At 71.1% G+C, this 19,887-nt stretch carries 15 protein-coding genes and 2 riboswitches; of the genes, 3 read left to right on the top strand and 12 right to left on the bottom strand.

What is annotated here, in order from left to right; genetic code table 11:
- Positions 1 to 20: 20 nt before the first annotated feature.
- Both R0232_RS21825 and R0232_RS21820 read left to right on the top strand, forming a co-directional pair.
- On the top strand, positions 21 to 689 hold the full coding sequence (locus tag R0232_RS21825) for an alpha/beta hydrolase (protein ID WP_398500219.1): 669 nt from the start codon (positions 21 to 23) through the stop codon (positions 687 to 689).
- Positions 690 to 867: 178 nt separating this feature from the next.
- Entirely contained in the window at positions 868 to 1,800 is a 933-nt protein-coding gene (locus R0232_RS21820; RefSeq protein WP_431509390.1) for a DUF3014 domain-containing protein, read from the top strand.
- Here the strand turns inward: R0232_RS21820 and R0232_RS21815 are convergent.
- The 5 genes from R0232_RS21815 to R0232_RS21795 are packed head-to-tail and all read right to left on the bottom strand — an operon-like array spanning position 1,797 to position 8,652.
- Complete coding sequence (locus R0232_RS21815; protein WP_057596439.1) at positions 1,797 to 2,393, bottom strand: glycerol-3-phosphate responsive antiterminator; 597 nt, start codon at positions 2,391 to 2,393, stop codon at positions 1,797 to 1,799. The genes R0232_RS21820 and R0232_RS21815 overlap by 4 nt on opposite strands.
- Positions 2,394 to 2,403: 10 nt before the next feature.
- Positions 2,404 to 3,954, bottom strand: coding sequence for an FAD-binding oxidoreductase (locus R0232_RS21810; RefSeq protein ID WP_431509389.1), 1,551 nt, complete (start codon positions 3,952 to 3,954; stop codon positions 2,404 to 2,406).
- The gene (locus tag R0232_RS21805) at positions 3,951 to 5,630 is read right to left on the bottom strand and encodes a glycerol-3-phosphate dehydrogenase/oxidase (protein ID WP_208510386.1); all 1,680 of its coding nucleotides are present in this window, start codon (positions 5,628 to 5,630) and stop codon (positions 3,951 to 3,953) included. Before R0232_RS21805 ends, R0232_RS21810 begins: the two co-directional genes overlap by 4 nt.
- Positions 5,627 to 7,186, bottom strand: coding sequence for an FGGY family carbohydrate kinase (locus tag R0232_RS21800; RefSeq protein ID WP_431509388.1), 1,560 nt, complete (start codon positions 7,184 to 7,186; stop codon positions 5,627 to 5,629). Before R0232_RS21800 ends, R0232_RS21805 begins: the two co-directional genes overlap by 4 nt.
- A complete protein-coding gene (locus tag R0232_RS21795; protein WP_431509387.1) occupies positions 7,183 to 8,652 on the bottom strand; it encodes an MFS transporter in 1,470 nt (489 codons plus the stop codon). Before R0232_RS21795 ends, R0232_RS21800 begins: the two co-directional genes overlap by 4 nt.
- 270 nt (positions 8,653 to 8,922) lie before the next feature.
- Between R0232_RS21795 and R0232_RS21790 the strand changes: the two genes are divergently transcribed.
- Positions 8,923 to 10,488, top strand: coding sequence for an alpha/beta fold hydrolase (locus tag R0232_RS21790; protein WP_431509386.1), 1,566 nt, complete (start codon positions 8,923 to 8,925; stop codon positions 10,486 to 10,488).
- Here the strand turns inward: R0232_RS21790 and R0232_RS21785 are convergent.
- From R0232_RS21785 to R0232_RS21755, 7 genes are all read right to left on the bottom strand, one after another.
- Positions 10,431 to 11,162, bottom strand: coding sequence for a Crp/Fnr family transcriptional regulator (locus tag R0232_RS21785; protein WP_261206674.1), 732 nt, complete (start codon positions 11,160 to 11,162; stop codon positions 10,431 to 10,433). The genes R0232_RS21790 and R0232_RS21785 overlap by 58 nt on opposite strands.
- Positions 11,163 to 11,167: 5 nt before the next feature.
- Positions 11,168 to 14,080 carry an aminomethyl-transferring glycine dehydrogenase gene (gene gcvP / locus R0232_RS21780; protein ID WP_431509385.1) on the bottom strand — a complete coding sequence of 971 codons (2,913 nt, stop codon included), beginning with the start codon at positions 14,078 to 14,080 and terminating at the stop codon, positions 11,168 to 11,170.
- 75 nt (positions 14,081 to 14,155) lie between these two features.
- Positions 14,156 to 14,527 carry a glycine cleavage system protein GcvH gene (gene gcvH, locus R0232_RS21775; RefSeq protein WP_093344930.1) on the bottom strand — a complete coding sequence of 124 codons (372 nt, stop codon included), beginning with the start codon at positions 14,525 to 14,527 and terminating at the stop codon, positions 14,156 to 14,158.
- A gap of 83 nt (positions 14,528 to 14,610) precedes the next feature.
- Complete coding sequence (gcvT, locus tag R0232_RS21770; protein ID WP_431509384.1) at positions 14,611 to 15,810, bottom strand: glycine cleavage system aminomethyltransferase GcvT; 1,200 nt, start codon at positions 15,808 to 15,810, stop codon at positions 14,611 to 14,613.
- Positions 15,811 to 15,825: 15 nt separating this feature from the next.
- Positions 15,826 to 15,932: riboswitch (glycine riboswitch) on the bottom strand.
- Between the two features lie 20 nt (positions 15,933 to 15,952).
- Positions 15,953 to 16,036: riboswitch (glycine riboswitch) on the bottom strand.
- 22 nt (positions 16,037 to 16,058) lie between these two features.
- The gene (locus R0232_RS21765; protein WP_431509383.1) at positions 16,059 to 17,018 is read right to left on the bottom strand and encodes an alpha/beta hydrolase; all 960 of its coding nucleotides are present in this window, start codon (positions 17,016 to 17,018) and stop codon (positions 16,059 to 16,061) included.
- Positions 17,015 to 18,358, bottom strand: a complete 1,344-nt coding sequence (locus tag R0232_RS21760; protein ID WP_431509382.1) for an amidohydrolase family protein — start codon at positions 18,356 to 18,358, stop codon at positions 17,015 to 17,017. The genes R0232_RS21765 and R0232_RS21760 overlap by 4 nt, the downstream gene beginning before the upstream one ends.
- A gap of 4 nt (positions 18,359 to 18,362) precedes the next feature.
- The gene (locus tag R0232_RS21755; protein ID WP_431509381.1) at positions 18,363 to 19,886 is read right to left on the bottom strand and encodes an FAD-dependent oxidoreductase; all 1,524 of its coding nucleotides are present in this window, start codon (positions 19,884 to 19,886) and stop codon (positions 18,363 to 18,365) included.
- Between the last annotated feature and the right edge of the window lies 1 nt (position 19,887).

Below are 19,887 nucleotides of genomic sequence, written 5' to 3'. Positions count from 1 at the left end.
CGCTTTCTTCTTCCATCGACATGACCACGCTCCAACTGCCGCTCCAATTCCTCGAACAACCGACCGCCGCGGGCACGCGCGATCCCTGGCTGCTGGTGCTGATGCATGGCGTGGGCAGCAACGAGCAGGACCTGTTCGGCCTCGCGCGCCTGATGCCGCCGCAGTTCCACGTGCTGAGCCTGCGCGCGCCCTATGTGCTCACGCCGGGTTCCTATGCCTGGTTCGAGTTCGAGGTGCTGGCCGATGGCCAGCGCCGCATCGACGAGGACCAGGAGCGCGAGAGCCGCTTCCTGGTCGGCGAGATGCTGGCCTCGGCCTCGGCGCAACTGGGCATTCCGCCCGAGCGCGTGGTGGTCGGCGGCTTCAGCCAGGGCGGGATCATGGCGCTGTCGCTGCTGCTGACCAAGCCGGCGTCGATGCGCGCCGCGATGGTCTGGCACAGCCGGCTGCTGCCGCAGGTGCTGCCCCAGGTGGCCGCGCCCGAGGCCTTCGAGGGCAAGTCGCTGTGGGTGAGCCATGGCAGCGCCGACAACGTGATTCCGCCCGCGGCCGCGCAGGCCACGCGCGAGCTGGCGCGCGGCCTGCCGCTGTCGCTCGCGGGCAGCGATTTCCCCGGCGGCCACGAGATCCGGCCGGCCGAGCTGCAGGGCACGCTGGCCTGGCTGCAGTCGCTGACGGCCGCGCACTGAGCATCGCTCGCGCGCCCCGGAAACCGGTGGCGCCGCCTGCGTGTCGAGGGCGGGGCTGAACTTCCGTGTGGCGAGGGCGTCACACGGGGTTACGAGGCCCCGGGCTCCCGGGGCCCTTGTTGGTGCAACATGACGGTTCGTCATCACGCACCGCACGCCACAGGAAAGACACGCCGCCATGCCCGAGAACGACAACAACGACTTCCGTGCCGAACGCGACATGAGCACCGCGGGCGAGACCCGCGACTACGCACCGCGCCGCGAGCGCTCCATGCTGCCGTGGGCGCTGCTCGTGCTGGTGCTGCTGGTGGCCGGCTACTTCGGCTGGCGCTGGTACCAGCAGCAACAACAACCCGTGGCGCCGCCGGTGGCCGCCACCACCCCCGAAGACGCACCGCCCGCGCCCGCGCCGGCCCCCGCGGCCTCGGGGCCGCAGAACCCGGTCGACGCGCTCGCGCCGCCCGATGCCGCGCTGCCCTCGCTGGCCGATTCCGACTCGCGCGTGCTGAAGGCGCTGGCCGAACTGCTCGGCGGCAAGAACGCCAACACCTTCCTGCGCCCCGACGGCGTGGTGCGGCGCTTCGTCGCCACGGTCGACAACCTCGCGCGCGAGCAGGCGCCCGCCAGCGCCTGGCCGGTGCAGCCCACGGGCCAGCGCTTCATCACCGAGGGCCAGGGCGCCAACCAGACCATCGCGGCCAACAATGCCGCGCGCTACAACGGCTTCGTGCTGCTCGCCGAGTCGGTCGATCCGGCCAAGGCCGCGGGCGTGTACGCGCGGCTCTATCCGCTGTTCCAGCAGGCCTATGAAGAGCTCGGCTATCCGGGCCGCTATTTCAACGACCGGTTGATCGCGGTCATCGACCACCTGCTGGCCGCGCCCGAGCCCAAGGGCCCGGTGCAGGTGCGGCTGGTCGAGGTCAAGGGCGACTATCCCTCGCAGCGCCCGTGGACGCGCTACGAGTACGTCGATCCGCAGCTCGAGTCGCTCAGCGCGGGCCAGAAGATCATGGTGCGCATGGGCCCGGAGAACGAGCGCAAGCTCAAGGCCAGCCTGCGCGCGCTGCGCCAGCAGATCGCCACGGGCGAGGTCGCGAAGAAGAAGTCCTAGCCCGCCGCGCCGGTCTTCGGCGCCTGGATGTCGAGGCTCCACATCGCGGTGTCGCTGGTCGACACCGCCACCGCGCCGGCCGCGAGCGCGCTGCGCACGTCGTTGGTGGTGATCACGAAGCCCGAGGCGACGATCGGCGGCAGCGCGTTGCGCTCCTTGATCGAGATGTGCGGCAGCATCGGCGCGGGCATCAGCTGGACCAGGTTCGGGTCGCTCTGCTCGAGCGCCTTCACGCTGCGCGGCCAGGTCGAGCGGTCGGTCACGAACACCTTCTGCATGGTCAGCAGGCCGGCGCGGTTGGCGCGCTGGATGGTCGCCACGCGCGTGGACACCAGGCTGGTCGCGCCGATCTCGGCCAGGTACTCCACGCCGCCCTTGTCGGGCGAGATGCCCTCGCAGCTGTCGATGTTGACGATGGCGATCTTGTCCGCGCGCGTGATGGTCGCGACCACGGCCTGCAGCCGGCGCAGCTCCACGTTCGCGACGATGGCGATCTCGCTCGCGCTGTCGACGAAGCTGTCGATCTGCTCCGCGCCGTAGAGCGTCGCGATGATCGGGTGCCGCGCGAGGCGCGCGCCGAGGGAACGGTCCATTCGATGGGGCTCAGTCTGCGGAAGGGGGCAGCTCGTCGGTGAGGCCGAGCTTGCCCGGGTTCAGGATGTTCTTCGGGTCCAGCGTGCGCTTGATCGCCTGCAGCACCGGGAAGGCGCTGCCCAGCGAGTCGGCCATGTAGGGCGCACGCAGCAGCCCGACGCCATGGTGGTGGCTCAACGCGGCATTGTGGCGCACCAGCACCGCGTTGGCCGCGTCCCAGGCCGCGCGGTACCAGCGTGCGCGGTCCGCCACCTCGACCTCGCCGCGCAGCGAGAAGTAGAGGCAGGCGCCGTCCACGTAGGCGTGCGACTGGTGGGCCGAGCCGGCCAGCGTGCCGGGCACGGCGTTGATTGCGGCCACCACCTCGTCGTAGATCGCGGGCAGGTCGCTCCAGCGGCCGCTCATCTCGAGCGTGTCGGCCACGAAGCCCGGGCTGCGCTTGAAGCCCTCGGCGCTCTTTCCCGTGAGGTAGCGGGTGTCGAGCCAGCGCTCGAAGATCACCGGGCCGTCGAGTTCGCGGCCCAGCTCGCGGCAGGCGCGCTCGCTGATCGCCATGACGGCATCGACCATCTCGGGCGCGCCCTCGTCGGCGATCAGCAGCACATGCGTGTCGGCCAGCTCGAACTGCACCTTGCTCTCGAGCGCGTCGTACAGCCGCAGCGCGGCCGGGTTGGCGCCGCGCTGCATGATCTGGCGGCAGGCCTCGAGGCCGGAGGCGAAGCTGTCGAAGCCGAAGGCGATGGCGCGGCCGTAGTCGGGCAGGCGGTGCAGCTTGAGCCGCACGCGCACGATCACGCCGAGCGTGCCCTCGGAGCCGATGAACAGCTGCTGCAGGTCGGCGCCGACCGCGGCGCGCGAGTAGCCACCCACGGTGACGAGGCTGCCGTCGGCCAGCACCACGTCCATGCCGAACACCATGTCCTCGATCTTGCCGTAGCGCGTCGAGAGCTGGCCCGCGCCGCGGCAGGCGACCCAGCCGCCGACCGTGCTGATGCCGAAGGACGAGGGCCAGTGGCCCATGGTCATCTGGTGGTCGCGCTGGATGGTCTCCTCGAACACGTCGCCGAACATGCCGGCCTCGACCTCGACGATCTGGCTCTCGGCATCGAAGCCGATGAACCTGTTGAGTTCGCAGACGTCGAGCACGATGCCGCCGCGCACCGGCAGCGCCGCGCCGGTCACGTTGCTGCGGCCGGCCGACACGGTGACGGGGATCGATGCCGCGTGCGCGATGCGCATCACGGCCTGGATCTGCTCGACGGTGGAGACACGCACGATCGCGGCCTGCGGCGTGGCGGGCCGTCCGCCGGTCTCGCTGACCATGGAGCCGGCCCACCAGTCGCGCGTCCAGGCCACCACGTCGGCGGTGGCGGTGAGCACCTCGTCGGCGGCCTGGCGCAGCGCCTCGAGCTGCGCGGGCGGCACCGCGATCGGCGCGCGCTGCAGGCCCGGCGGGCCGTCGGTGGCCGCGATGGTCTTCGCATAGGCCGGTGGCGTGTGCGCACCGACGATGTAGTTGCGGCGGTTGTAGCCGCGCTGGATGGCGTCCTTGCTGATCATCTGCTTTCTCCCATGAGGATGGATTTTTCGTGTGCGAGGGCGGCGCGGTAGCTGGTGACCTGCTGCGCCGTCTCGGCGGGGGACAGGCCGAGTTCGGCCTGGAGGATTTCGCCCACGCGGTCCGCGGCGCGGCCCGAGGCGTCGCGCGCCATCAGGCGCGCGCGGATGCGCCGCGACAGCACGTCGTCGACGGTGCGGGCGAGTTCGTGGCGCACCGCGTAGACGATCTCGGCCTCGCTGTAGGGCAGGCCTTCGACGATCGGCTTCTGCAGGCCGGGGTCGTCCTGCAGGATGTCGCTGACGAAGCGCGCCTCGGTGCCGTAGCGCTCGCCCAGGTGGGCCGAGAGCCCGCCCGAGGCGGTGATCGCCTGCGCGTCGTAGCCGGCCGCGCCGAGCAGGAAGGCCGACTTGGTCTTGCAGCCGGCGCGCCGGCCCAGCACCTTCTGCGCGGCATCGATGGTCTGCTCGGCCATGTGGCGCGAGGTGGTGAGCTTGCCGCCGACGATGGTCAGCAGCCCGTCGGAGGCGGTGCGGATCTCGTGGTTGCGCTTGATCTCCAGCGTCTTGCCGCCGGGCGGCGCCACCAGCGGACGGCAGCCCGCGATGCTGCCGACCACGTCCTCGGCGCGCAGGTCGGTCTTGAGCGCCGAGCGCGCGCCTTCGAGCAGGAAGTCGAGCTCCTCGCGCGTGCAGCAGACGTCGTCGAGGTTGCCCTCGTAGTCCTCGTCGGTGGTGCCGAGGTAGGAGACGTTGCCCCAGCGCGTGATGGTCGCGCGCCGGTTGCGGCCCGGCACCGGGATGGTCACGGTGCAGTCGTTGCGGATCTTGAGCCAGGGGATCGCCACGTGCACGCCCTTGGCCGGGCGCACGTTGAGCGTCTTCTCCTCGTTCTTGCGCCGGCCGTCCCAGTCGCGCAGCCAGACGCCGGTGGCCATCACCACGACGCGGGCGCGCGCGCGGATCTCGCGGCCGTCGGCCTGCACGATCGCGCCGTCGACCTTGCCGTGCGCGTCGCGCGTGATCTCGATCGCCTTCGCATGGTTGAGCACCGCGGCACCGTGGAAGGCGGCGGTGCGCGCCACGTTGAGCGTGAGGCGCGCGTCGTCCACGCGCGCGTCGAAGTACATGAAGCCGCCGGTCAGGTGCTCCTCGCGGAAGGTGGGGCAGTGCGACAGCACCTCGGCCTTGCTGAGCTTCTGGTGCAGGATGCCCTCGCGCCAGCCGCCCGCGATGTCGTAGGTCCACAGCAGGCTCTCGAAGGCCTTGGCCAGGCGCTTGTCGAACACGCCCTCGCGCTCCATCACCGGGAACAGGAAGGGCAGGCGCTGCACCAGGTGGCGCGCGTTGCGGCGCAGGCGCTGGCGCTCGAGCAGCGAGTGCCGCACCAGGCCCAGGTTGCCCTGCTCGATGTAGCGCAGGCCGCCGTGCACCATCTTCGAGGACTTCGACGAGGTGCCGAAGGCGAAGTCGTCCTTCTCGACCAGCGCGACGCGGTAGCCGCGCAGGCTGGCATCGAGCGCGGCATAGGCGCCGGTGATGCCGCCGCCGACGATCAGCATGTCGAAGTGCTCGTCGCCCAGGCGCGCGAGCAGGTCGGGGCGGTGCAGGCGCAGGGGCTCGGTGGCCGTCATCTCGGCGCGGTCCCTGGCCGGTCGAAGGGATGGCAGGACCCTCATCGTGGAAGTTCTCCGGGCGTGGTGGAAAGTGGTGGGTTCTTGAAGCGCCGTGCATGCGCGAGCTCGGAGTCGACCCGTGCCTGCCATTGCGCGCGCCGGGCCTCGCGCTCGTCGGCGCCGATCGCGGGTTCGAACACCGCGTCGGTGGCCAGCGTGGCGCGGGCCTCCTGCAGCGAGGGCCACAGCAGGCCCGAGGCGCCCGCGAGGAAGGCGGCGCCGCGCAGGCTCGCGCGCTCGGTCTCGGCCATGCGGCGCACCGGCATGCCGCTGAGGTCGGCCTGGATCTGCAGCAGGGTCGAGCTGCCCGACAGGCCGCCGCCGACTACCAGCTCGGACACCTGCAGGCCCGAGACCTGCTCGTTGGCCGCGATGCACGCGGCCACCGAATGCGCGATGCCCTCGAGCACCGCGCGCGCCACCTCGGCGCGCGTGGTCGCCATCGAGATGCCGGTGAGCGAGGCGCGCGCGGCCGGCTCCATCGCGGGCACGCGCAGGCCCGTGAGGGCGGGAACGAAGCTGACGCCGTTCGCGCTCGCGGCCTCGGCCGCCAGCGCGCCGATCTGCGCCGCGTTCTCGAACCACTGCAGCTTCTCGCAGACCCAGTTGAGCGCCGAGCCGGTGGTGGCCACGTAGGTCTCGACCGCGAAGTGCGAGACGCCGCCCGAGCGCCGCGCCGTCATGGCGAGCGTGCCCGGATGCAGGCCCGCGTCGAGGGGCGGCACGGTGCCGGTGATCACGTCGACGAAGCTGCCGGTGCCGTGCACGCACATGGCCTGCGCGCGGTCGAGGCAGCCCAGGCCGACGGCGCCCGCATGCTGGTCGCCCGCGCAGGCGAGGATCGGTACCGCGATGCCGAGCAGCTCGGCGCGCGTGCGGCCCAGGTCGCCGGCATCCTCGCGCAGCGCGGGCAGCAGCGCGCGCGGAAAGCCCAGGGTGTCGATCCACTCGAGCTGGTAGCGGTGCTCGGCCAGCACGTAGGCATTGCCCGAGGTGACGTTGGTCGGCGTGGTCACGCATTCGCGCCGCTCCGACAGGTGCCACAGCAGCCAGCTGTCGATGGTGCCGAAGCCGAGTCGGCCTTGCTCGAAGGCATGCGCCACGGCCGGCGTGTCGCGCAGGTGGTGCGTGGCCCAGAGGTAGGGCGAGCGCACGCCGACCGGGCGGCCGAGCTGGCGCATCAGCGGCGCGTCCCATTCGGGCGCGAGGCGCGACAGTTCGTCGACATGGCGCGTGTCCTGCCAGACCATCACGGGCACCAGCGCGCGGCCGGTGTGGGTGTCCCACAGCACGGCCGAGCAACGCTGGGTGGCGATGGCGAGCGCGGCGATGCGCTTGCCCTCGGACTGGGCGCGCGCCACGCTGGCGCGGCACACGGCCAGGGTCTTCGCGAGGATCGCGTCGGCGTCCTGCTCGACCACGCCGGGGCGCGGCGTGTCGACCGAAAGGGGCGCGTACTCGAGGCAGGAGACATGGCCGTCGCGGCCGACGACCGCGGCGCGCGTGCCCGAGGTGCCTTCGTCGATGGAGAGGATCACGTCCTCGGTGGTGGAGCTCATCGGTTCATTTTTCCCACGGCGGGTTGGAGCGATTCGGAGGCGATGCCGGCGCGCGCGTCGTCCTTGAACTGCGGCGCACCGGCTTCGTTGTCGGGATTGATTCCGGTACGGGTCGGGTCCCAGCGAATCGCGAAGCAGATCGCGCTCGCGATCAGCGGCACCACCGAGAGGATCAGGAAGGTGTGCTCGAGCCCGTACTTCTCGCGGAACAGCGGGAACACCAGCAGGCCCAGCGCCGCGCCGATGGAGCCGAGCGCGCCGATGATGCCGTTGGCCCCCGCGCGCAGTTCGCTGCGGAAGGACAGCGAGGACAGGCTCTTGCCGTTGGCGCCCGGTCCGCCCGAATGGAACAGGATGAACAGCGAGGGCACCGCCACCGCCAGCCACAGCGGCATGCGGCCATGGAACAGGCCCAGCGTCAGCAGCATGAGGAACACCATCGCGAAGCCGAAGGCCGAGGCGCGGCGCAGGCCGAGCTTGCGGCCGATCCACGGCGAGAGGAAGCCGCCGAAGATGCCGAACACGTTGAAGGCCAGCGCGCCGATGGTGGCCTGCGCGAAGTCCTTGCCGAACAGCGTGGCGCTGATCAGCGGCAGGTACCAGCCGACCGCGAAGTACTGGATCGACTGGCCGATCTGCACCGTGGCCGCGAGGATGGTGCGCGGCAGGTAGACGCCGCGGAAGATCAGCAGCACGTTGGCCGCGCCGCGGCGCGCCTGGTTCGTGACCGGCACGCGCTCGTGGCGCGGCGCGGCGGCGAAGCGCTCTGCATAGATGCGGCTCATGGCGGCGGCGGCCTCGTCGAGCCGCTCCTTGCGCGCGAGCCAGACCGGGCTCTCGACCAGCAGCGCGAACTGCAGCAGCAGGATCGCGAGGCCGAACACCGCGGTGGCGGCCACCGAGTAGCGCCAGATCGAATCGCCCACGTTCCACGAATAGAACATCAGCGCCAGCAGCAGGTTGCTGCACACGGCCAGGTACCACATGCCCTGCCAGGTGTTGAGCCGGCTCTTGAAGCGCGCCGGCGTGAACTCGGCCAGCACCGCCATCGCGATCGCGAAGTCGATGCCGTAGGCCGCGCCCACGAAGAAGCGGCCGACCAGGATCGTCTCGAAGCCCGGCGCGAACACCACGATCACCGCGCCCGTGACGGCCAGCACCTTGGCGAGGATCAGCGGCCGGATGCGGCCCCAGCGGTCGGCCATCCAGCCGCCGATGGGATTGAAGGCGATCGCGACCCACGAGGCCATCGAGGTCATCAGCGCGACCTGCGCGGCGCTCAGCGAGAGGTTGCGCGTCATGGGCCCGAGGCCCGCGCTCAATGCGGAATTGGAAAAGGCGTCGAGGAACAGTCCGCCGAGTGCGAGCCACCAGATGACGGCGGCCCGGCCCTTGATGCCCTGGCGTGAATCCAGGTAGGCGATGACATCGTCGATGCCGCGGATCTTGAGCGCGTTGGGTTGCACAGTTGTCTCCATTGGAATAATCCGCAAGAAGACGATGCAAACCATGCAGGCGCGACAAAGCCATCTCACAGATGGTCTTTAAATCTGAACCTGCGCCGAAATTCTAAGTGCGAAGTTTTCAATCCGTCAATGAATGTGATTCGAGGCGGTGTTAACCACTAGAACCGCCAGAAGCCACCGTGTTGCATCTGTTCCCGCGGGGACAAACAGCGGCGGCCCGCGTTCCTAGAGTCGCGTGCTTCGAAAGACACGACGAGGAACGAACGAGACATGAAGACCCTGATCCACGCCATCGCGCTGTGCGCCGCCGCCTGCCTGGCCTTGCCGGCGGCGCACGCGGCCACGGTTCGGCAGCATGCGGTGCCATCGACGGTGCCCGATCCGCTCGCGGGCGCCGATGCGGCCAGGGGCACGAAGGTCGCGTTCACGCTGTTCCTGCCCGATGCGAAACCCGAGGGCGGCTATCCGCTGGTGCTGCATGCGAGCGGCTTCGGCCTCGGCCGGCTGCGCGAACTGCCGCCGCGCGACACCGACCCGGGCGCGAGCTACTGGTCGCGCGTCGACCGCCTCGTGCCCACGCTGGTCGAGCGCGGCTATGCGGTGATCAGCTTCGACCACCGCGGCCATGGCGACAGCGGCGGCGATAGCCGCATCATGGATCCGCAGGCCGAGATCGCCGACATCCGCAGCCTGATCGACTGGGCCGAGCGCGAGCTGCCGCTGCGCAAGGGCGCCGACGGCAGGCCGCGCATCGGCAGCATCGGCGGCTCGTACGGTGGCGGCTACCAGATGCAACTCGCGCAACTCGAGCCGCGCATCGCGACCGCGATCCCGTCGATGACCTGGTACGACCTGCAGCATTCGCTCGCGCCGCAGGGCGTGCTCAAGCAGGGCTTCGTGCAGTTCGAATGCTTCATGGCGCAGCGCGGCAAGGTGCGCGACGGCGGCCTGCTGCGACCGCTGTGCGAGACGGCGCCGAAGGCCGGAGCCTGGGCCTGGAACGACATGGGCGCCGATGCGCAGCGGCTGCGCGATGCCTACCAGGCGCACGGGCCCTCGGGCCTGAGCTGGGCCGCGCAGCCGTCGCGCCGTGTCGATGCGCTGGTGGTGCAGGCCAGCGAGGACGTGCTGTTCGACATGGACGAGGGCCTGCGCAACTGGCGCCAGCTGAAGGCCGGCGGCGGCGACGTGCGGCTCATGGTGCTGCGCTCGGGCCATGTGAATCCGCGCGCGGGGCAGCGCGACAAGCCGGCGCGCTGCGGCAGCGTCGATGCCATGGACGCGATGCTCGGCTGGCTCGATGCCAAGCTGCGCGACATCGAGCCGTCCGCGCCTTCGGTGCCCCAGCTGTGCATCGCGCTCGACGACGGTTCGGCCTTCGAGGGCACGGCGCCGATCGCGGCTCGGTTCGGCGCGGCCCTCGCGCTCACCGAGGTGCGCGCGGGTTCGCCGGCGCCGGTCTTCGTTCCCTTGCCCACCGATACGCCACGTGGCGCGGTGCTGGCCGGCGTGCCCGAGGCCGAGCTCGACGTGCGGGCGGCCGGCGGACCCGGCGTGGCCCTGGTGGGGCTCGCGCTGCGCCGCAATGGCGGGCTGATGCTGCTGTCGGACCAAGTGGTGCCCGCGCCGCCGGGGCGGCAGCGCATCGCGCTCGGCGGCGTGGCCGCGCGCCTGCGGCCCGGCGACGAGCTCGGCGTGGCGCTGTTCGCCACCCATGCGCAGTACGTCTGGGCGCCCGCGTCGGGCGCGCCGGTGGCCGGCATCGCCGGCGACAACGCCTATGCGGTCTCGGGCCGCGTGTGGCTGCCGCTCGCGGCCGAGGGCGCGGCGCGGTAGGCGCGCAGTGCATCGAGGTCGCGCAAGGTCACGACCTGGTAGCCCAGCGTCAGCAGGCCCTCGGCCTCGAGCCGCCGCAGCGCCGCGTTGAGCCGCGGGCGCGACATGTTGCAGTAGAGCGCGAGCTCGGCCTGCGACACCTGCAGCTCGAGCGAGCGCGGCGGAAAGCCTGCGGGACTGAACAGCGAAGCCAGGCTCTGCGCGACCTTGGCGACCGGGTCGAGCGTGCGGTCCGACAGCGTGACGGCCATCGACTGCGTGAGCCGCTCGCTCAGCAGCTGCAGCACGAAGCGGTTGAAGGCGCGGTTGCCGTCGAGCAGGTGGAAGAAGGCCGCCTTCGGCATCTTGATGATCACCGCGTCGGACAGCGCCACCGCATCGCAGAAGCGCGGTTCGTTGCGGATCAGCTCGACTTCGCCGACCCAGCTGAAGGCCTGGCCCATGAAGGTCACGGGCTTGCCCGAGGCCGAGGTGGTGCACAGCTTCATGCTGCCGCGCCCCATGCCGACCCAGTGCTCGGCCGGATCGCCGCGGTGCCAGATGGCCTGGCCCGCGGCGAGTTCGACGAAGCGCAGCTGCGGCAGCAGCACTTCGGCCTCGTCGTCGCTCAGCGTGTGGGCCCAGACGCAGCCGCGCCAGCGCGACTTGAGCGAGGCGATCTCGCCGGGGTCCATGCGGCTCAGGCCGCTTCGGTTTCCTGGTACTCGCCCACGGGCACGCAGCTGCAGAACAGGTTGCGGTCGCCGTAGACGTTGTCGACGCGGCCGATCGGCGGCCAGTACTTGGCGTCCTTGAGGCCGGCCAGCGGGAAGGCGCCGAGTTCGCGCGCATAGGGATGGCCCCATTCGCTGCCGAGCAGGCTCGCGGCCGTGTGCGGCGCGTGCTTGAGCGGGTTGTCGTCCTTCGGCCAGACGCCTTCCTCGATGCGGCGGATCTCGCCGCGGATGGCGATCATCGCCTCGATGAAGCGGTCGAGCTCGGCCAGCGGCTCGCTCTCGGTCGGCTCCACCATCAGCGTGCCCGGCACCGGGAAGCTCAGCGTGGGCGCGTGGAAGCCGTAGTCGATCAGGCGCTTGGCGACGTCCTCGGCGGTGACGCCGCTGGTGTCCTTGAGCGGGCGCAGGTCGAGGATGCACTCGTGCGCGACGTGGCCGTTGGGGCTCGCGTACAGCGTGGGATAGTGGTCCTTGAGCCGCGCGCTGATGTAGTTGGCGCTGAGGATCGCGGTCTCGGTCGCGGCCTGCAGGCCCTTCGCGCCCATCATGCGGCAGTACATCCAGCTGATCGGCAGCACGGCCGCATTGCCCAGCGGCGCGGCCGACACGGCGCCCACGCCATGGCCCGACACGCCCGCGGTCGCATGGCCCGGCAGGTAGGGCACGAGGTCCTCGACCACGCAGACCGGGCCCACGCCCGGGCCGCCGCCGCCGTGCGGGATGCAGAAGGTCTTGTGCAGGTTCAGGTGGCTCACGTCGCCGCCGAACTCGCCCGGCGCGGCCACGCCCACCAGCGCGTTCATGTTGGCGCCGTCGACATACACGCGCCCGCCGTGCGCATGCACCAGCTCGCACAGCTCCTTCACGCGGGTCTCGAACACGCCGTGCGTGCTCGGGTAGGTGATCATCACCGCGGCCAGGTTCTTGCCGTGCTTCTCGCAGGCGCGCTTCAGGTCGTCGAGATCGACGTTGCCTTGCGCATCGCAAGCCGTCACCACCACCTGCAGGCCCACCATCTGCGCGCTCGCGGGATTGGTGCCGTGCGCCGACGAGGGAATCAGGCAGATGTTGCGGTGACCCTCGCCCTTGGCCTCGTGGAAGGCGCGGATCGCCAGCAGGCCCGCGTACTCGCCCTGCGAGCCGGCATTGGGCTGCAGGCTGATGCCGGCGTAGCCGGTGGCTTCGCAGAGCCAGGCACGCAGCTGGGCGTCGAGCTGGGCATAGCCCTGCAACTGCTCGGCCGGCGCGAAGGGATGGATGTTCGCGAACTCGGGCCAGGTGATCGGGATCATCTCGCTGGTCGCGTTGAGCTTCATGGTGCAGCTGCCCAGCGGGATCATGCTGCGGTCGAGCGCGAGGTCCTTGTCCGACAGGCTGCGGATGTAGCGCAGCATCGCGGTCTCGCTCTTGTGGGTGTTGAACACCGGGTGCGACAGGAAGGCGCTCGCGCGGCGCAGTTCCTGCGGGATGCGCGGCGCGGTGTTGGCGGCCAGCTCCTCGAAGCGCGGCATCGGCGTGCCGGCGGGCACGAACAGCGCCCACAGCGTCTCGACGTCGGCGCGCGTGCTGGTCTCGTCGAGCGAGATGCCCAGGTGCTGCTGCAGCCGCTGGCGCAGGTTCACGTTGGCGGCCTGCGCGCGCTCGAGGATCCTGGCGGTGTCGTCGCCGGTGCGGATGGTCAGCGAATCGAAGGCGGTCTCGTTGACCGGCTCGCGGCCCATCTGGGCCAGGCCGCGCGCGAGGATCGCGGTGAGCGCGGCCACGCGCTGCGCGATGCGCGTGAGGCCGTCGGGGCCGTGGTAGACCGCGTACATGCTTGCGACCACCGCAGGCAGCACCTGCGCGGTACAGATGTTCGAGGTCGCCTTCTCGCGCCGGATGTGCTGCTCGCGCGTCTGCAGCGCGAGGCGGTAGGCGGGGCGGCCATGGGTGTCGACGCTCACGCCGACCAGGCGGCCCGGCAGCGAGCGCTTGAAATCGTCGCGGCAGGCCAGGTAGGCCGCGTGCGGGCCGCCGTTGCACAGCGGCATGCCGAAGCGCTGGGTGGTGCCGCAGACGATGTCGGCATCCCATTCGCCGGGCGGCGCGAGCAGGGTCAGCGCCAGCAGGTCGGCCGCCACGCAGAAGGCCGCGCCGTACTGGTGCGCATGGCCCGCGAGCGGGCGCAGGTCGTGCACGTGGCCGGTGGTGGCCGGGTACTGCGCCAGCACGCCGAAGAACTCGCCGCTGGCCATCAGGTGCGGCAGGGTTTCCGAGGCGGTGCTGACCTTGACCTCGATGCCCAGCGGCGCGGCGCGGGTCTTCACCACCTCGATGGTCTGCGGATGGCAGTCGCCCGAGACCAGGAACACGTTGCTTTTGCTCTTCACGCTGCGCTTGGCCAGCGTCATCGCCTCGGCGGCCGCGGTGGCCTCGTCGAGCATCGAGGCATTGGCGATCGCCATGCCCGTGAGGTCGCAGACCATGGTCTGGAAGTTGACCAGCGCCTCCATGCGGCCCTGCGAGATCTCGGCCTGGTAGGGCGTGTAGGCCGTGTACCAGGCCGGGTTCTCGAGGATGTTGCGCAGGATCACGCCCGGCGTGTGGGTGCCGTAGTAGCCCTGGCCGATGAAGTTGCGGAACACCTTGTTCTTCGCCGCGATCGCCTTGAGCTCGGCCAGCGCGTCGGCCTCGGTGGCCGGTGCCGGCAGCCGCATCGGCTTGCTGCGCCGGATCGCCGCGGGCACGATGCCGTCGATGAGTTCGGCGCGCGTGGCCGACCCGATCACGGGCAGCATGCGCGCCTCGTCGTCGGCATCGATGCCGATGTGGCGGGCGATGAATTCCTCGGCGTTCTCGAGTTCTTGCAGGGTGGGCAGGGCGGCGGGGGTGGGCATGGCGGGCGGGGGAAGAGAAGGGGGAGCGGACTTCCGGACGCGAGCCTTCGCGTCCGGCCATCCGGTTTCAGGAGCTCAGGATTCCTCGGCGAACTTGCCGTAGGCGGTTTCGTCCATCAGCGCGTCGAGCTGGGCCGGTTCGGACAGCTTGACCTTGAAGAACCAGCCTTCGGCCAGCGGCGCGCTGTTGGCGAGCGAGGGATCGGCGCGCAGGGCTTCGTTGACTTCGGTGATCTCGCCCGAGACGGGCATGAACACGTCGGCCGCGGCCTTCACCGATTCGACGACGCCGGCGACATCGCCCTGGGCGAAGCTCTTGCCGACCTCGGGCAGGTCGACGAAGACCACGTCGCCCAGCGCGTCTTGCGCATGGACGGTGATGCCGACCGTGGCGTTGCCGCCCTCGGCCTGCACCCATTCATGGTCCTTGGTGTACTTGATGCTCATGTTGAAAAACTCCTCGTGGATAAAAAGTGGCCGATGCCGGGGCGTAGGTTAGCCGCGACGGCGGTCCGCCGGATGTCCGGTCGTCAGCCGCGGTAGTAGCGCGTCGGCACGAAGGGCAGGGTCGAGACCTCCATCGGCACCGGCTTGCCGCGCACGATGGCCTGCACCCGGGTGCCGGGCTCGGCGAAGGCGGTGGCCACGTAGCCCATGGCGACCGGCCGGTCGGCCGTCGGGCCCAGCAGGCCGCTGGTGACCTGGCCGATGTCCTGGCCCTCGAAGGACTGGAGCGGCGTGCCGTCGCGCACCGGGATGCGCTCGAGCGCGACCAGGCCGACGCGGCGGCGCTTCAGGGTGTCGTGGTCGAGGTGGCCGGCGGCGCCGGTGGCTGCCACGAGCTGGGCCAGGATCTTCTCGGCGCCGGGGAAGCCGCCCGCGCGCGCGCCGCCGTTGCGGCGCACCTTCTGGATCGCCCAGTTGAGCGAGGCCTCGATCGGCGTGGTGCTGGTGTCGATGTCGCTGCCGTAGAGGCACAGGCCGGCCTCGAGCCGCAGCGAGTTGCGCGCGCCCAGGCCGATGGGCTTGACCTCGGGCTGGGCCAGCAGCAGCCGCGCCAGCGCGTCGGCGTCCTTCGCGGCGACCGAGATCTCGAAGCCGTCCTCGCCGGTGTAGCCGCTGCGCGTGACGAAGGCGGCTATGCCGCCGATCTGCACCGCGCCGCCGGTCATGAACACGAAGCGCTCGATACCGGGCGAGAGCCGCGCCAGCGTGGCCGCGGCCTGTGGGCCCTGCAGCGCGAGCAGCGCCTGCTCGGGCAGCGGCTGCACCTGGCAGCGCTGGCCGATCTTCTGCTGGATATGGGCGATGTCGGCCACCTTGCAGGCGCCGTTGACGATCACGAACAGCGAGCCGTTGCCTTCGTTGAAGAACATCAGGTCGTCGAGGATGCCGCCCTGGTCGTCGAGCAGCAGGCCGTAGCGCTGCTTGCCCGCGGGCAGGTCGATCACGTCGACCGGCATCAGGGTCTCGAAGGCGGCCGCGGCATCGGGGCCGGACAGGCGCAGCTGGCCCATGTGGGAGATGTCGAACAGGCCCGCAGCCTCGCGCGTGTGCCTGTGCTCGGCCATCAGGCCGGCCGGGTACTGGACCGGCATCGAATAGCCGGCGAAGGGCACCATGCGGGCGCCGAGTTCCAGGTGCAGCGCGTGCAGCGGGGTCTTGAGCAGTTCGGATTCGGGGGCGGAAGCAGCCACGGGGCACTCCTGGGGGCAGCAATCGAATGCCATGGCTCGCGCCATGGGGCCACCCCTGCTGTCCGCTTTACCTGAGAGATTCGCCCCACGATCGGGGTTTGCTCCTTCGGTGGACCGGGCGCCTGCGGCACCGGCCTCTCTCCAGCAAGGAAACGCCGTCCCGCGAAGGCCGGCGCTGTGTCAGTCCTTTTGCCTGAGCGTTCGGGGGTTCCCTGCGCCTTCGGCGGCCCCGTGCGGGGCTCTCTCCTGACCCCGGCGAGTGTAGTGGATTGCGGGCCGCCTCAGCCGCGGCCGCGCAGCCGGTCCGACAGCGCCCGGCAGATGGCGTCATGGGCCCGGCCGGCGGCGGCCGAGTGGGCGAAGAAGCCGAAGAACGGGTGGAACATGTCGTCGAAGGCCAGCAGCCGGGTCGGGATGCCGGCCGCCTCGAGCCGGTGCGCGTAGGCCAGGCCTTCCTCGCGCAGCGGGTCGTGGCCGGCGACGGCGATCAGGGTCGGCGGCAGGCCCGCGAGCTCCGCCGCGCGCAGCGGGGAGGGCGGCACCTCGGCGGCGCGGCGGGCCGAGGCGCCCATGCAGAGCCGGGCGATCTCGCGCAGGTCGGCGGGCGCGAGCATCGGGTGGTCGATGCCGCGGGCCTCGATCGCGGCCACGTCGCGCGCCATGTCCAGGCCCGGCACCACCAGCAGCTGGGCCGCCAGTGGCCGCGCATGGCCGCGCAGCGCCAGCGCGGCGCAGGCCGCCAGGTTGGCGCCCGCGCTCTCGCCGGCCAGGGCGACCCGGGACGGATCGCCGCCGAGGGTTTGTGCATGGTCCAGCGCCCAGCGGGTCGCGGCCAGGGCATCGTCGTGCGCGGCCGGGAACGGGTGCTCGGGCGCCAGCCTGTAGTCCACCGAGACCACCACGGCCTCGACGTCGCGGCAGAGCTTGCGCGCGATGTCGTCCATCAGCTCGACGCTGCCGAGCACGAAACCGCCGCCGTGCAGGAACACCACGGTCGGCAGCATGGCCTCGGCCGAGACGGGCCGGTAGACCCGCACCGGCACGCGCAGGCCCCGGTGTTCGGCGACGCGGTCCTCGGTGGAAGCCACGACCGGCAGCGTCGTGCGCTCGCGCGCCGCCATCACCGCGCGGCGCATGCGTTCGCGCGCTTCGGCGGGCGTGCCCGAGAACGGTGGTGGGGCCCCGTGGGCGCGCATGGCCGCGACGATCGTCGCGAGCTGGGGATCGAGCGCGGCGCTCATGCCAGCCCCAGCACATAGGCCTGCGAATCCGCCGCGCGCCGACGCAGCCGATCGAGGTCCACATCGAGCAGCCGGCCGTCGCGCTTCACCGGCCGGCCCGCGACGAACACGCTGTCGACATTGCCCGGATGGGCGCCCAGCACCACCGCGCCCACTGCGTCGGAGACCGGCGCCAGGTTCAGGTCGTCGGCGCGGATCAGCACCACGTCGGCCTGCTTGCCCGGCGTGAGCGAGCCCACCTTGTGCGCGAGCCCGTTCGCCTGCGCGCCGGCCAGGGTGGCGAAACCGAGCACATCGCGCAGGCCCAGCGTCGCCGGGGCGTTCTTCGTCTTCGAATGGCCGCCGCCCATCCACGAGCGGTAATAGGCCAGGGCATGGCGCATCTGCGTGAACATGTCGCCCGCGCACTTGGTCTCGGTGTCGCCGCTGAGGCTGGGCCGGATGCCCACGGCCAGCAGCCGGTCGAACGGGATGTCACCCATGCCCTGCGCATTGAGTTCGCAGTGCACGCCGAGCGAGGCGCTGACGCCGGCGTCGGCCATCATCGAGAACTCGTCGTGGTGCGAGCAGCAGCAGTGCACGAAGGTCAGGTCGTCGCCGAGCACGCCGGCCTCGTGCATCTGCGCGATGCCGCGCACGGCGGCATTGCGTGCGTAGGCGCCCATGTGGATGCTCGAGCGGATGCCGAGTTCGCGCGCCAGCCGAAGGTCGCCGAGCCAGGTCTCGCGCTGCGCCATCTCGGGGCCGCGCGCGGCCATCGCGAGCGTGAGCAGCTGGTCGTCGCTCGAGAAGTAGCGCTCGCGCAGCCGCCGGATGTCCTGCGGATGGCCGCGCTCGCTGCCGAACATCCACGAGGCGCCGTCGACCAGCGGCCAGCCGTGCGCGAACACGCCGCGGATGCCGGCGTCGCGCAGCGCCGCGATCGCCGCGTCGGAATGCTCGGGGCTGTTCTGCACGTGCGACCAGTCGAGCATCGTGGTGATGCCGCTGTCGAGTGCCGCGACCGCCCCCAGCAAGGTGCCGGTGTAGACGTCCTCGGGCCGGTAGGCCGCGCCCTTGGCGCCCAGCATCTCGGCGAAGTAGACCTGCGAATCGATGTCGGCATAGCGATGCCGCACGCAGCTCTGCCAGGTGTGGCGATGGGTGTCGACGAAGCCGGGCAGCACGATCATGCGGTCGGCCTCGATCCGCTCGGCCTGGGGAGCATCGATGCTCGGCGCGATCGCGACGATGCGCTCGCCCTCGATCAGCACGTCGCCGCGGCGCAGCTCGCCGATGTCCGGGTCCATGCTCAGCACCCAGCCGCCCGCGATCAGCAGTGGCCTGTGGTCGTTCTTCATCGCATCACCTCTTCATCCAGCGCGAGAGTTCGGTCTCGACCTCGGTGGCGCGCGCCACGTCCGCGCTGGCCCAGGCCACATAGGCATCGGGCCGCACCAGCATCGCCTGCACGCCGCGCATGGCGGGCGGCACATGCGCCACGCGGGCCGGCAGCAGGGTCACGGGCAGGCCCTTCAGGTCCAGCGATTCGAACTGCCGCGAATTGCCCTCGAGATCGAGCAGCAAAAAGCGCCGCTCGCGCAGCAGCTCGGCGACGCGCACCGAGCGGCCTTCGCGCGTGACGAGGTCGAAGTCGGGCAGCCGCTGGCCTGCCAGCGGGTGGCGGTCGGTTTCTCCCGCGCGACCGGGGTAGGGCTGCTCGAGCCCGCACAGCTCCAGCACCAACTGGCGCTGCACCTCGGGCAGCGGAATGATGTGCCGCGCGAGCCGGCGCTTGAGCGCCACCGCATCGGGCTCGAAGTTGAACTGCAGCACGCACTGCGCCTTCACGCTCTCGAGCAGCGCATGCATCACCGGCAGGCGCTCGGCGTCGTAGCTGTCCAGCGTGGCCTCGTCGGCCACGCCCGTGACGACGTTCGCGAGCTTCCAGCCCAGGTTGAAGGCATCCTGCAGGCAGAAGTTCATGCCGACGCCGCTGGCCGGGTAGTGGATGCGTGCCGACTCGCCGACCAGGAACACGCGCCCCTGGCGCAGGCGCGGCACGGCGCGCATCTGGTCGTCGAAGCGCGAGGCCCAGCGGAAGCCCTCGATGCCGTAGTCGCTGCCGAGCACGTCGCGCAGGCACTGCCTGGCCTCCTCGAGTGTCACAGGCTCGTCCTTGGCGGCATGGCGCCGGTCGCGGTGCACGATGTTGAAGCGCGTGATGCCTTCGCCGAAGGCATAGCCGCGCACCCAGCCCATCTCGTTGTCGGCGCCGGTGCGGCCGCCGGGCCAGGGCGCGCTGAGTTCGGCGTCGATCACGATGCCGCGAAAGGTGCCCGAGTGGCCCTCGAAGGGCATGCCGCACTGGGTTCGCACGGTGCTGCGGCCGCCGTCGGCGCCCACCAGGTAGCTGGCGCGCAGGGTCGATGTCGCGCCCGACGGGTCGGCCACCTCGATCTCCACGCCCTCCGTGTCCTGCCGCACCGTGCGCAGCTCGGCACCGCGGCGAAGCTCGGCGCCGCTCTCGGCCGCCCAGTCCCAGAGGATCTCCTCGGTCATGTTCTGCGGCAGCCCGAGCGTGAAGCCGAAGCGGGTGTCGAGGTGCTCCCACTCGATCGACTGGAAGCCGGCCCAGATGTGGCTCGAACGGAACGGGTAGTCGAGGATCTGCCTCGTCCGCTCGATGAAGCGGTCGGCGATGCCGCGTGCATCGAACAGCTCGAGCACGCGCGGCAGCAGCGTGCCCGCGCGCGACTGCACGCCCTCGATGCGCCGCTCCAGCACCAGCGTGCGCGCACCCGAACCCGCCAACTCGGCCGCCACGGTCAGGCCCGAGGGGCCGCCGCCGACGACGATCACGTCCCACTGCATTGAATCTCCGGTCACT

It is taken from the genome of Variovorax sp. DAIF25, assembly GCF_050711835.1.
Classification (GTDB): domain Bacteria; phylum Pseudomonadota; class Gammaproteobacteria; order Burkholderiales; family Burkholderiaceae_C; genus Variovorax.
Note: the sequence above shows the minus strand (reverse complement) of the source record. Positions and strands in the feature narration are given on the sequence as shown.

Coding starts and splice junctions, on each gene's coding strand:
- R0232_RS21825 (WP_398500219.1), top strand. CDS start 21: ATGACCACGCTCCAACTGCCGCTCCAATTCCTCGAACAACCGACCGCC.
- R0232_RS21820 (WP_431509390.1), top strand. CDS start 868: ATGCCCGAGAACGACAACAACGACTTCCGTGCCGAACGCGACATGAGC.
- R0232_RS21815 (WP_057596439.1), bottom strand. CDS start 2,393: ATGGACCGTTCCCTCGGCGCGCGCCTCGCGCGGCACCCGATCATCGCG.
- R0232_RS21810 (WP_431509389.1), bottom strand. CDS start 3,954: ATGATCAGCAAGGACGCCATCCAGCGCGGCTACAACCGCCGCAACTAC.
- R0232_RS21805 (WP_208510386.1), bottom strand. CDS start 5,630: ATGAGGGTCCTGCCATCCCTTCGACCGGCCAGGGACCGCGCCGAGATG.
- R0232_RS21800 (WP_431509388.1), bottom strand. CDS start 7,186: ATGAGCTCCACCACCGAGGACGTGATCCTCTCCATCGACGAAGGCACC.
- R0232_RS21790 (WP_431509386.1), top strand. CDS start 8,923: ATGAAGACCCTGATCCACGCCATCGCGCTGTGCGCCGCCGCCTGCCTG.
- R0232_RS21785 (WP_261206674.1), bottom strand. CDS start 11,162: ATGGACCCCGGCGAGATCGCCTCGCTCAAGTCGCGCTGGCGCGGCTGC.
- gcvP (WP_431509385.1), bottom strand. CDS start 14,080: ATGCCCACCCCCGCCGCCCTGCCCACCCTGCAAGAACTCGAGAACGCC.
- gcvH (WP_093344930.1), bottom strand. CDS start 14,527: ATGAGCATCAAGTACACCAAGGACCATGAATGGGTGCAGGCCGAGGGC.
- gcvT (WP_431509384.1), bottom strand. CDS start 15,810: ATGGCATTCGATTGCTGCCCCCAGGAGTGCCCCGTGGCTGCTTCCGCC.
- R0232_RS21765 (WP_431509383.1), bottom strand. CDS start 17,018: ATGAGCGCCGCGCTCGATCCCCAGCTCGCGACGATCGTCGCGGCCATG.
- R0232_RS21760 (WP_431509382.1), bottom strand. CDS start 18,358: ATGAAGAACGACCACAGGCCACTGCTGATCGCGGGCGGCTGGGTGCTG.